The organism is Gramella sp. MAR_2010_147 (assembly GCF_900105135.1).
In the GTDB taxonomy this organism is placed as follows: Bacteria; Bacteroidota; Bacteroidia; order Flavobacteriales; family Flavobacteriaceae; genus Christiangramia.
Genome location: NZ_LT629741.1, coordinates 2,925,350 through 2,937,533 on the forward strand (window position 1 = coordinate 2,925,350; position 12,184 = coordinate 2,937,533).

At 36.5% G+C, this 12,184-nt stretch carries 11 protein-coding genes and 1 pseudogene; 3 read left to right on the top strand and 9 right to left on the bottom strand.

Annotated features, from left to right (window positions below; all coding sequences use genetic code 11):
• Positions 1 to 122 precede the first annotated feature (122 nt).
• Positions 123 to 2,753: a valine--tRNA ligase gene (locus BLT95_RS13235; RefSeq protein WP_089666623.1), complete on the top strand. Its 2,631-nt coding sequence runs from the start codon at positions 123 to 125 to the stop codon at positions 2,751 to 2,753.
• A 74-nt stretch (positions 2,754 to 2,827) separates the two neighbouring features.
• On the opposite strand, the gene BLT95_RS13240 is transcribed toward BLT95_RS13235, so the two are convergent.
• From BLT95_RS13240 to rsfS, 6 genes are all read right to left on the bottom strand, one after another.
• Positions 2,828 to 3,112, bottom strand: coding sequence for an acyl-CoA-binding protein (locus tag BLT95_RS13240; RefSeq protein ID WP_089666624.1), 285 nt, complete (start codon positions 3,110 to 3,112; stop codon positions 2,828 to 2,830).
• A 5-nt stretch (positions 3,113 to 3,117) separates the two neighbouring features.
• Positions 3,118 to 3,774 (bottom strand): phosphatidylserine decarboxylase family protein, encoded by a 657-nt coding sequence (locus BLT95_RS13245; RefSeq protein WP_089666625.1) that lies wholly within the window; start codon positions 3,772 to 3,774, stop codon positions 3,118 to 3,120.
• Entirely contained in the window at positions 3,764 to 4,567 is an 804-nt protein-coding gene (locus BLT95_RS13250; RefSeq protein ID WP_089666626.1) for a phosphatidate cytidylyltransferase, read from the bottom strand. The genes BLT95_RS13245 and BLT95_RS13250 overlap by 11 nt, the downstream gene beginning before the upstream one ends.
• 3 nt (positions 4,568 to 4,570) lie before the next feature.
• Entirely contained in the window at positions 4,571 to 5,182 is a 612-nt protein-coding gene (locus BLT95_RS13255) for an LUD domain-containing protein (protein ID WP_089666627.1), read from the bottom strand.
• Between the two features lie 96 nt (positions 5,183 to 5,278).
• Positions 5,279 to 7,339 carry an ATP-dependent zinc metalloprotease FtsH gene (gene ftsH / locus BLT95_RS13260; protein ID WP_089666628.1) on the bottom strand — a complete coding sequence of 687 codons (2,061 nt, stop codon included), beginning with the start codon at positions 7,337 to 7,339 and terminating at the stop codon, positions 5,279 to 5,281.
• A 26-nt stretch (positions 7,340 to 7,365) separates the two neighbouring features.
• The gene (gene rsfS / locus BLT95_RS13265) at positions 7,366 to 7,737 is read right to left on the bottom strand and encodes a ribosome silencing factor (RefSeq protein WP_089666629.1); all 372 of its coding nucleotides are present in this window, start codon (positions 7,735 to 7,737) and stop codon (positions 7,366 to 7,368) included.
• Positions 7,738 to 7,830: 93 nt separating this feature from the next.
• Between rsfS and BLT95_RS13270 the strand changes: the two genes are divergently transcribed.
• Positions 7,831 to 8,562 (top strand): biotin--[acetyl-CoA-carboxylase] ligase, encoded by a 732-nt coding sequence (locus tag BLT95_RS13270; RefSeq protein ID WP_089666630.1) that lies wholly within the window; start codon positions 7,831 to 7,833, stop codon positions 8,560 to 8,562.
• A gap of 150 nt (positions 8,563 to 8,712) precedes the next feature.
• Here the strand turns inward: BLT95_RS13270 and BLT95_RS13275 are convergent, their stop codons facing one another.
• Together BLT95_RS13275 and pyrE are read right to left on the bottom strand one after the other, a co-directional pair.
• On the bottom strand, positions 8,713 to 9,105 hold the full coding sequence (locus BLT95_RS13275; RefSeq protein ID WP_089666631.1) for an orotate phosphoribosyltransferase: 393 nt from the start codon (positions 9,103 to 9,105) through the stop codon (positions 8,713 to 8,715).
• A 1-nt stretch (position 9,106) separates the two neighbouring features.
• Positions 9,107 to 9,748, bottom strand: a complete 642-nt coding sequence (gene pyrE / locus BLT95_RS13280; RefSeq protein WP_089666632.1) for an orotate phosphoribosyltransferase — start codon at positions 9,746 to 9,748, stop codon at positions 9,107 to 9,109.
• An 8-nt stretch (positions 9,749 to 9,756) separates the two neighbouring features.
• Between pyrE and BLT95_RS13285 the strand changes: the two genes are divergently transcribed.
• Entirely contained in the window at positions 9,757 to 10,380 is a 624-nt protein-coding gene (locus tag BLT95_RS13285; protein ID WP_089666633.1) for an NUDIX domain-containing protein, read from the top strand.
• On the opposite strand, the pseudogene BLT95_RS13290 reads toward BLT95_RS13285, so the two are convergent.
• Positions 10,348 to 12,098 (bottom strand): annotated as a pseudogene (locus BLT95_RS13290) (M14 family metallopeptidase). The gene BLT95_RS13285 and the pseudogene BLT95_RS13290 sit on opposite strands and share 33 nt — an antisense overlap.
• Between the last annotated feature and the right edge of the window lie 86 nt (positions 12,099 to 12,184).

Here is a 12,184-nt window from a genome sequence, read left to right on the forward strand (position 1 = left end):
AAGCGGAAAAGTAAAGATAAGCTGAAATAGTTCAAATCTCAAAAATTTTAATCATTTCAGTAACTTTCATAATCCTACATTAATAATTACTTTTGCCATTATTTCAAAAATCAGACCAAGAAATGGCAATTGCTTCACAATATAATGCGAAAAAAGTAGAGGATAAGTGGTACGACTACTGGATGAAGAATAATTACTTTCATTCAGAAGTAGATGAGAGAGAGCCATATACCATTGTAATTCCACCGCCCAATGTAACTGGGGTATTGCATATGGGGCATATGCTAAATAATACTATTCAGGATGTGTTGGTAAGAAGGGCCCGGTTAAAAGGTTTAAACGCCTGTTGGGTTCCTGGAACAGATCACGCTTCTATTGCCACCGAAGCTAAAGTAGTTGCTAAACTTAAGGCTGAAGGAATAGATAAAAATGATCTTAGTCGTGAGGAATTTCTACAGCACGCCTGGGATTGGACACACAAACATGGGGGAATTATTCTTCAGCAATTAAAGCATCTTGGGGCATCATGTGACTGGGAGCGTACCAAATTTACCATGGATGAGGATATGTCTGCCTCAGTAATAAAAGTTTTCGTTGATCTTTATAATAAAGGTTTGGTGTATCGTGGTTACCGGATGGTAAACTGGGATCCCCAGGCAAAAACCACACTTTCTGATGAAGAAGTGAATTACGAAGAAAGAAACGGAAAACTTTACCATTTAAAATATAAAATAGAAGGAAGTGAAGATTATCTAACTATCGCTACCACCAGACCTGAAACGATTTTGGGAGATACTGCTATTTGTATTAACCCGAACGATGAGAGATTTTCTCATTTAAAAGGTAAAAAAGCAATTGTACCTATCTGTAATAGAACGATTCCTGTTATTGAAGATGAGTACGTAGATATGGAATTTGGAACCGGATGCTTAAAAGTAACTCCGGCTCACGATGAAAATGATAAAAATCTTGGTGATAAGCATAACCTTGAAGTCATTGATATTTTTAACGATGATGCAACCTTAAATAGTTACGGACTCCATTATGAAGGAAAAGATCGTTTTGTGGCTCGTGCTGAAATTGTAGAAGAACTGGAATTATCTGGATTTTTAGATAAGGTAGAGGATCACGTAAATAAAGTGGGAACCAGTGAGCGAACTGGCGCGGTTATAGAACCAAAGCTAAGCGATCAATGGTTTTTAAAAATGAAGGAAATGGCTCAGCCTGCGATTGAAGCGGTGCTGGGAGATGATATAAATCTGGTTCCGGAAAAATTTCTGAATACCTACCGTCACTGGATGGAGAATGTTCGCGATTGGAATATTTCTCGTCAGTTATGGTGGGGGCATCAAATTCCCGCCTATTTCTACGGAAATGGCAAAAACGATTTTGTAGTAGCTGAAAGTGCGGATTTGGCCCTTGAAAAGGCTAAAGAAGTCACTGGTAATAATGATTTACAGGCTTCAGATCTCACACAGGATAAGGACGCTTTGGATACCTGGTTTTCTTCATGGCTTTGGCCAATGAGCGTTTTTAACGGAATCCTTGAGCCAGACAATAAAGAAATTCAATATTATTATCCAACCAATGACCTAGTTACAGCACCGGAAATTCTTTTCTTCTGGGTCGCCAGAATGATCATGGCCGGGTATGAATATAGAGGAGAAAGACCTTTTAAAAATGTTTATTTAACAGGAATTGTCAGGGATAAGCAAAGAAGAAAAATGTCAAAATCTCTGGGAAATTCACCAGATCCTCTCGTGCTTATCGAGCAATATGGAGCTGACGGGGTTCGTGTTGGAATGTTACTAAGCTCACCTGCCGGTAATGATCTAATGTTTGATGAAGATCTTTGTAAACAGGGGAGTGGTTTTTCAAATAAAATCTGGAATGCTTTCCGTTTAGTTCAGGGATGGGAAGTTTCAGAAGAAATAGAACAACCTGAAACAGCAAAAATAGCAATAAACTGGTATAAGGCGAAGTTCCAAAAGACGATCAGGGAGATAGAAGATCATTATTCTAAATATAGAATTAGTGATGCTTTGATGTCTACCTATAAGTTGATTTGGGATGATTACTGTAGCTGGTTTCTGGAAATGGTAAAACCGGGCTTTGGCCAGCCTATGGACGCTAAGACGTATAAGGAGATAATATCCATTTTAGAGGATAATCTGAAGATTCTTCATCCATTTATGCCTTTTGTTACTGAGGAAATCTGGCAGGAAATTACCGAAAGAACTCCGGAAAATGCTTTAATTATTGCAAAATGGCCCGAAGAGAAGGAATTTGATGAGACAATTATTAAAGAATTTTCTCATGCTGCTGAAGTAATTGCCGGTGTGAGAAAAATTAGAAAAGACAAGAATATTTCCTTTAAAAATGAAATAGATTTTAATATTCTTAATAATGAGAATACTTCCAAAACTTTCGATGGTGTGATTTCGAAAATGGGAAATATTTCTAATCTTGAATATGTAACCGGGTCTGTAGATGGAGCACTTTCCTTTAGAGTAAGATCTAACGAATATTTTATTCCAATTGTAGGCGCTATAGATATTGAAGCGGAAAGGGAAAAAATACAGGAGGAATTGAATTATACCGAAGGTTTCTTAAAATCTGTAGATAAAAAATTATCTAATGAGCGCTTTGTTAACAATGCGCCAGAGAAGGTAGTTGCGATTGAAAAAGCTAAGAAAACGGATGCCGAAGCTAAGATTGAAGCTTTGAGGGCAAGTCTGAAAAGCTTAGGTTAAAAAATAATTTTGATCTTTGAAACTAAAAAAAAGAGGACGTTTCGTCCTCTTTTTTTAGTTTGTATTAATGGCTTCTATTCTGTTATTTTAGGTATATCTCCTATGTGAAATTCTACCAATTCAATATATTTTTCTTCTGCTTCCTTCTTACTCAGGTCCTTTACCTGTACAAGTGCATTTATCTTAAAAGCACTTCTAAGGTCTCCCTGATTTGTTGGAGGGATGTAGAATCCATTTCTTTCTGTAGCCCGCTTGTAAAGAGCATAGAAGTGTAAAAGCACATCAGGTGGAAATTGCTGATCTGTGCTACTTGCCATTTCATAGGCTTTTAGAAACTTCGCGTTTTCTTCTGCCATCATAATATTTAAGAAGCTACATCAGCGATTACACTAACGCCACCCTTTACTTTTTGATTGATCTCAACATTCACTTTTGTTCCAACAGGAACAAATACATCAACACGACTTCCAAATTTTATAAATCCGCTGTCGCTTCCCTGAACTACTTCTGTGTCTACTTCTGCGTAATTAACGATCCTTTTTGCCAGAGCTCCGGCAATTTGGCGATAAAGGATTTCTCCTGCAGTCTCATTTTTCACAACTACCGTAGTCCTTTCATTTTCTTCACTGGATTTTGGATGCCAGGCCACCAGGAACTTTCCGGGATGATACTTGCTGTAGGTCACTTTTCCGCCTACAGGATGACGTGTGACATGCACATTTATAGGAGACATGAAAATGGATATTTGTAATCTATTATCTTTAAAATATTCTTTTTCATAAACCTCTTCAATAGCAACTACTTTTCCGTCTACCGGCGCTATGATATGTTCATTGCTTAAACTGGTTGTTCTTTTTGGATTTCTAAAAAACTGAATGATCAATAAGAAAAAGAAAATGGAGATTGCAAAAATTCCAAATTTTATCCAGTATACATTAATTAAACTGTATGTAATGATATTTATTGCGATAAGGATAATCGCAGTAATAGTCATTATTTTATATCCTTCTTTATGAAACATAGTTTAATATATATAAATAAGCATAAATAAATGGGCTTGCAAAGATAATACTATCTAGCCGATCAAACAATCCGCCGTGACCTGGCATTAATTTTCCACTATCTTTAACACCAGCCTGTCTCTTAAATTTTGATTGGATAAGATCTCCTAAGGTGCCAAAAATACTTAAGATTATTGCCATTCCCACCCATGTCCACATGGTTAGGAAATGCGTATAATACCAAATAGCATAACTCATTAGAACACTAAATACGAGTCCTCCAAGGAAGCCTTCAATGGTTTTGTTCGGTGAGATCTTTTCGTATAATTTATGTTTTCCGAAATTTTTACCTACGAGATACGCGAAAGTGTCATTGGTCCAGATTAAAAAGAATATTCCAATAACCAGTTTTGGTATAAAAATCCCTTCTATGGTTGGAATAAGCGTCAGGAATATTGTAGATGATATAAGATAAAATATAATGATGATATATTTCTTCTTTTCAAACACCGGAATTTTTTTCACTACAAGAAGATCTTTTACCAGGAATAGATTTACAAATACCGTTATAAGGAGCAGTAATATGGTGGCATCCTGGTTGAACTTTAAAAAACTGAAAAGATAAAAAAGGATGGCTTGTAAAAAATAAAGCGCGTAGCTTTTTAATCGCAAAAGCTTTTGCATTTCTACTAAGCAAACCAGGCTTAAAAGATAAAAGAGAATAATAAAGATCACTTCTGAGGATAGGATAGATGCAACCAGTATGGATGTATACAACAATCCTGAAACAGCACGAATAATGGTTTCCCTCATAAATTACAGATCTTCCAGCAGCAGCAAATATAGGTTTTTTGTGCTACTTCCGTAACTCATAAAATCACCTTCTTTTTGAGTCTCAAAATTTTTGATGGTAGTGATATTGGAAGGGATCTGCTGTTTGTTCTTAAACTTAATGCCTCTTAAACCTTCACCAATAGTGTCAATTAACTGACTGGTAGAGGATAATATAATGAAATTTGCAGGAAGATCATGAAGTTTTCTTTCCTTGATCTGGTTGGATGAAATTAAAATGGAACCATCATTTGCCACTAGAAACTCGCATGTTGATAAATAAAATTCTGCATTTGCAGATTTATTAAATTCAAGATTGAAGTTTCTAAACTTGCTCATAAGTTTCTCATCAAAACAGCAACATTGCTTTTCATACCAGTCATTCTCCATAAGAATGTTATCGAAAGCCTCCTGAACTTCAGTGTCATTTACACAATATAAGAACTTCCCCCCGTTATTTTTAAAATTGAGCATAAAACGCTCATCGGTAGGTAATTTTACCTCCGGCATGTATTTCCCTCTGTCTGCATTCTCAGGGATATCCTGCTCCTGGTCTGCTTTGGACTTGGGATTAAGAAACCTCTTGAATAGATTCATAGAGTTTGGGTATGATTCTTACAGTCATTTTATCAAAGTTAAAAAATCTGAATTTAACCAGTGGTTAAATTCAGATTTTTTACTTCTACTTCTACACTACTTATTAACCGAATTATCTTCTGTTAATTTTCCTTCTTCGTCTTTATCTTCACCTTTAGAATCTTCAGGATTTAGTGTATTCTCTTTTTCTTTTGCACGAGCTTTTTTCTCCTTTGAAGATTTGCTTTCTCTTTCCTCTTTTTCAAAAGGGCGCTTTCCAAAGATCTTTTCAAGGTCATCTTTGAAAATGACTTCTTTGTCAAGAAGTATTTCAGCAAGTTCAGATAATTTGTCCTTATTGTGCTCTAGTAAGTCCAGGGCCCGCTTGTACTGATCTTCGATTAGATTGGAGATCTCTTTATCGATCAATTCTGAAGTCTTTTCACTATATGGTTTAGTGAAATTATATTCACTTTGTCCAGATGAATCGTAATAGGTTAAATTCCCTACAGCTTCATTTAAGCCATAAATGGTAACCATAGCTCTTGCCTGTTTTGTAACTTTTTCAAGATCACTAAGTGCACCGGTAGAAATTTTGTTAAAGATCACTTTCTCAGCAGCACGACCACCAAGCGCAGCACACATTTCATCCAGCATTTGCTCTGGTCTTACAATTAATCGCTCTTCAGGTAAATACCACGCGGCTCCTAAAGACTGTCCACGGGGTACGATAGTAACTTTTACCAGTGGAGCGGCATGTTCCAGCATCCAGCTAACGGTTGCGTGACCTGCTTCGTGAAAAGCAATTGCTTTTTTCTCACTTGGGGTAATAATTTTATTCTTTTTCTCAAGACCACCAACAATACGGTCTACGGCGTCCAGAAAATCTTGTTTACCAACAGCCTTGTTACCTTTTCTTGCAGCGATTAAAGCTGCTTCATTACAAACATTCGCGATGTCTGCCCCTGAAAAACCTGGAGTTTGCTTGGCCAGGAAATCGGTGTCTAATTCATCTGCAACCTTTTTTAGTGGTTTTAAATGAACATCGAATATTTCTTTTCTTTCGTTCAGATCAGGAAGGTCTACGTAAATCTGCCTGTCAAAACGTCCTGCACGCATTAATGCTTTATCCAGTACATCTGCACGGTTGGTTGCCGCAATAACAATTACGTTTGTATTGGTGCCAAAACCGTCCATTTCAGTCAATAGCTGGTTTAACGTATTTTCTCGTTCATCGTTAGATCCAGAGAAATTACTTTTTCCTCTTGCTCTACCAATAGCATCAATTTCATCAATAAAAATGATCGATGGTGATTTCTCTTTTGCCTGTTTGAACAAGTCACGTACCCTGGAGGCTCCTACACCTACAAACATTTCCACGAAGTCTGAACCTGATAAAGAAAAGAAAGGAACCTTCGCCTCACCAGCAACGGCTTTTGCTAATAATGTTTTACCGGTTCCGGGAGGTCCTACAAGTAAAGCTCCTTTTGGGATTTTACCACCCAGAGCAGTATATTTTTCCGGTTGTTTCAGGAAGTCTACAATTTCCTGTACTTCTTCTTTAGCACCTTCAAGACCCGCAACATCTTTAAAAGATGTTTTTACATCGGTATTCTGATCAAATAATTTTGCTTTGGATTTACCAATATTGAAGATCTGACCTCCGGCGCCTCCTCCGGCTCCAGAACTCATCTTTCTCATAATAAAGATCCAAACTCCGATAATAAGAATGAAAGGGAGTAGGGCCCAAAATAGATCACCAAGCACATCGCTTGAAGTATCGTAGGTTACAACTGTATCAAGATTCTTTTCATTCTTGATCTCGTTAATATCATTTTCAAAATTCTGCAGATCTCCAAATTGAAATGTATAAACCGGAGATTCGCCGGTAGGAAAAAGATCTGGATCTATATTCTTCTTGTGTATTTCCTTTTCTTTTGCTTCGGCCGTTAAATATACTCGTGCCTGATTACGGTTGATAATCTCTACTTTCTTAACATCGCCATTGCTAAGATATTCTTTAAATTCTGCAGGATTGGTTTTGGCAGGTTCTGAAAACCCTCCATCACCAAAAAGGTTGAGGCCTAAAAATATAATAATGATCGCCGCGTAAATCCAGTAGGCACTAAATTTAGGTTTTTTGGGATCTAATTTTTTCTTCGGTTTTTGATTCGCCATTCTATGCTTCTTCTAATAATTTAGATTTAATAACTGCTTTCTATGGAAGTGATCTTTGCATCACCCCATAGGCTTTCAATATCGTAAAATTCCCTGATATGCTTCTGGAATACATGTACAACTACATTTACGTAGTCCATAAGTACCCATTCAGCATTTTCACTCCCTTCGATATGCCAGGGTTTGTCTTTCAGGTTTTTACTAACTGTTTTTTGTATGGAATTTACTATGGCGTTAACCTGTGTGTTTGAAGTACCATTACAGATTATAAAATAATCACAAACTGTATTTTCTATTTCTCTAAGGTCCAGGATATCAATATCATTACCTTTAACTTCCTCTATCCCTTTTATAATATGTGCAATAAGTTGATCGCTGTTTTTTTCCTTTTTTGACATTAAATTAATTTATTTACGCAAATTTATCATTTTTTGCTCTTTTAAAGAGATTGTTAAAGAAGATTTTAACGCCTTAATCTCTTATACTTATATATGCGTACAATCAAAGTTAATGCCATTGACTCCACCAATTCCTTCGTTCGTAAATTTTACGAGGGCGATACTAATTTTGAACCGGTTTGCGTGCGAGCGATCTCCCAAACCGCAGGGCGAGGACAGCGAGGTGCTCATTGGGAGTCTAAAGCAGGCGAAAACCTCACTTTCAGTATTCTGTATCCCCAGAATAAATTGAATGTTTCCCGACATTTTCTATTAAGTGCTTCAATTTCACTCGCTGTGCTGGAAGTTTTAAGACAGATGAAAATTCCGGATATAAAGGTGAAATGGCCTAACGACATTCTGTCAGCAAAACAAAAGCTGGGTGGCATCCTCATTGAAAATATTGTAAAAACCGAAGGGATTGTGGCTAGCGTTATAGGAATAGGGATAAATGTGAACCAGAAAGATTTTAAAAATCTACCTAATGCGGGTTCCCTTAGGAGTATTACAAATCAAAAATTTGACCTTGATGAGATTCTTGAACTTTTTATTGTTGCCATTGAAAAGGAACTAAAAAGTTTACCCAATAAGAGAAGTATTGATATTCTTGAAAAATATGCTGAAAATATGTTTAGGCTGAATGTGGTCTCCACTTTTGTTTCTAAAGAAGGCGAGAGGTTTAACGGTATAATTCGAGGTGTTACAACCGAAGGGAAGCTAAATCTGGAAATTGAAGATGCAGTTTTTAAAACTTATGATCTTAAAGAAATCCAGCTGCTTTATTAAAAAAAGCTGTCTAAAAGTGATAATATCGTCAATCTGAAGTTATTTCAGCATCATAATAAATTGTCTATAAGCAATTCAAACTAAGATTTGAAACAATTGCAGCCTGACTATTATTTTAGACAGCCCATTTAAGAGTTATATAATAAAAACTTATAATTTACCGATGTTCTCGGTAAGTGCATTGATGAATTTCTTTAACGGACTTTTGATCATCATGCTCATCATTGCGTTAAATTCACCTTCAAAATCCATATTTACTTCACTCTTCTCTACTCCTGCATCAGCAATATGAGTTTTCAGTCTAAAAGGAAATTTTTCAGCAGTAGATCCAAGTACTACTAAATTGGGTTCCTGGGTCTCAATGATCTTTAATCGTATTTCTGGCATTCCTTTTAATTGGAAATGGAAGGTATCGTCAGAAATTACTTCAAATTTCTCTTTGCTTTCGGGCATTATCTGTTCGTAGTTCTTAACGTTGGTTAAAAACTGGAACATTTCCTGCTGACGTTTATTAGCAGTTACTTTTTGGCTTTCTAATTTCATATTATGGTTTCCAGTTAGCAGGATCCTCTCTCCATTTGCGAAGTATTCCTGCTTCTTCAATATTAATATAATTTGTGTTCTGAGCCGTTTCTATAAGATTTTCATAGTCGCTAAGCGTGTGAAGTTCTATAGCTGCAGTTTCAAAATTCTTCACGGAAGTTGAAAATCCGTAGGTAAAGATAGCGAACATTCCCTTTACATTGGCTCCAGCTTCCTTTAAAGCTTTTACGGCATTTAGACTGCTGTTCCCGGTACTAATAAGATCTTCAATAACAACTACTGTTTGTCCTTCTTCAAGATTACCTTCTATCTGGTTTTGTCTCCCATGGCCCTTAGGTTCTGGTCTCACATACGCGAAAGGCAGGCTTAAATATTCAGCAACCAGCATACCAATTCCTATTGCTCCTGTTGCAACGGCAGCGATCACATCTGGTTTACCATACTTCTCCTCAATTTGTCTGGCAAAGTTTTCCCGAACGTAGTTTCTTATCATCGGGTATGACAGAATGATCCTGTTATCACAATATATTGGTGACTTCCAGCCGCTGGCCCAAGTAAAAGGCTCTTGTGGTTCTAATTTTATTGCTTTAATTTGCAACAAAAGCTCAGCGGTCTTTTTTGCTGTTTCTTTATTCAAAATCATAGCTGCAAATGTATAAAGTTTTTGTGAATGATATTCCTATAATTGTTTCTACAAAGAAAGAAATTGGGGAAAATTACACTTCTTTCCCTTTAAAAACAGTTCGACTTAAAAAAGTGATAAGAAAAATCCTTAAAGGGAAACTACATTATGTAAACCTTTATCACGAGGATGAAACAAAGCTTCTAAAGCTGCTATTAAAGAAAATGAAAGTGATCACTGCAGCAGGAGGAATGGTGGTAAATCCGAAAAAGGAAATCCTTTTTATTTACCGCAATCATCGATGGGACCTTCCAAAAGGGAAGACAGAGAAAAATGAAACTATTGAAGATTCAGCGATTAGAGAAGTTGAAGAAGAGACCGGCGTAGAGGGATTGGAGATTACCCGGTTCATTACACGTACCTATCATGTTTTTAAGCGTAAGGGAAAACTCAGGTTAAAGGAGACTTACTGGTATGAAATGTATACCGAATATGAGGGCGAACTGATTCCTGAGGTAAAAGAGGGTATTAAAAAAGCCAAATGGAAAAATTTCAAGAAAAGTCAGAAAGCACTGAAAAAATCTTACGCGAACATTAAAATGTTATTTCCTGAAAAATTCCTAGCGGGGAAGTCGGAAGACTGGGTAGCGTAAATGTGCCTCTTCGTAGCTTTCAGATTGTTTATGCAGCCAGTCTAACTGAGCAAACCAGTTATTTCTAAAATCGGCATCACTACGTTTTTTATTCTCAAAATCTTCTTTAAGCTCTATGTTGCTATCCAGTAGTTTTTTAGCTTTATCTTCAAATACATAAGGTGAAAAACCCTCTTTTTGCTGAAGCACTGTATCAAAGAAATTCCAGTTAAAAAAAGAGTCTACTGCTGATGGTTCTAATGTTTCTAAAAGATATCTGGCGCCATCCTGGAAAGTGGTAATAAGGTAATCTCCTTTTCTGAACCTTATATTTTCTGTTGATTTAGAGACCACGGTGTTACTATGTAAGTAATGCCCTTCGTAAGCAGTCTCAACGGTTTCAAATTCTTCGATCTTATAAACTTCTACGTTAATCAAAGTATCTCTTTCTAAAGCTTCCATTTTAATGTCGTTCATTTTTAAACGATCTACTATCTGCCACCATCCTTGCGGGATGATATAAGCTCTTGGAATTTCGATCTCTTCCGTAACCTTGAAATTGTCGTAATAGTCGATTTCCTTTGAAAAGGGTTTGTCACGATCATATTTTAGTCGTTGCTGTCCTGTCACGTAACTGGAAATATTTTCGGCTTCAAAACCTTTAAATTCTCTTTTTGTTGGATTCTCTTTATCAACCTCAAATTTAAGATTGTAACTGCGATCGGTTAGATATTTTCTTCTGGCCTGATTGCGAAGATCTTTAATTACTGAAGTTTCAGCATCTGTAATTTTAATCATGGAATGCATTAGCTCGTAGGTTCCCATGACCCTTTTATCATAAGGCTTGAGCATATGGGTTTCAACCATCATTCCCAGCGTATTCCAAAGACTTGTATAGCCTGTAGAATATCGCGGTGAATCCATGAATTGAGAAAATCCTTTTTCAGGAACTTCATTAAACACATTTACATAAGGGGTGATGTCCCAGTCTTTGGCTTTTAATGAATCCTCCAGTGCAGGCATCATCTTTTTCTGAACATACGCGCCCAGATTTCCCCCAGCTTATCATGTTGAGTGAATAAATGGGTTAATGTATACTGGTAATCTGCTCCATTACTCACATGATTATCAATAAAAACATCAGGATCTAAATAATGAAATATCTCATAGAATGTTTGTGCATTTTTAGTGTCGGCTTTTATAAAATCGCGATTGAGATCATAATTTCTGGCATTCCCTCTAAATCCATATTCTTTAGGTCCATTTTGGTTGGTCCTTGTTCCTGAATTTCGGTTTATAGCACCGCCAACATTATAGATAGGGATGGTGGCGATAATGGTGTTTTTTGGGGAGGCAATAGAATCCCCGGCCATATCCCTAAAGAGCATCATGGTGGCATCTATACCATCGCTTTCTCCGGGATGGATACCATTATTGATCATCAGGACACTATGTGATTTTCTAAGCTTTTCAAGATCGAATTCTCCTTCAGGATTGTAAATAGCTAAATGTAAAGGTAAGCCGCTATCGGTTTCTCCAAACTCCTGCAAAATAATACTTGGATAAGCATCGGCTAATTTTTGGTAAAATCCTATAACTTCTTTATAAGTACCGGTTTCAGTGCCACCTGATTTTTCAAATTGTGTTTCGAAATCGTAATCCTTAATAAGCTTGTACTTAGAAAAATCACAAGATGAAAGGCTGATCACAATCCCCAATACCAACCATAGTTTTTTCATAAAATTTTCTAAAAATATAGCCGTAAACTTAAATAAAAACTCAGAGAGTAGCTAAAAAAACATACTACTTCTATAAGAGGAGCCGC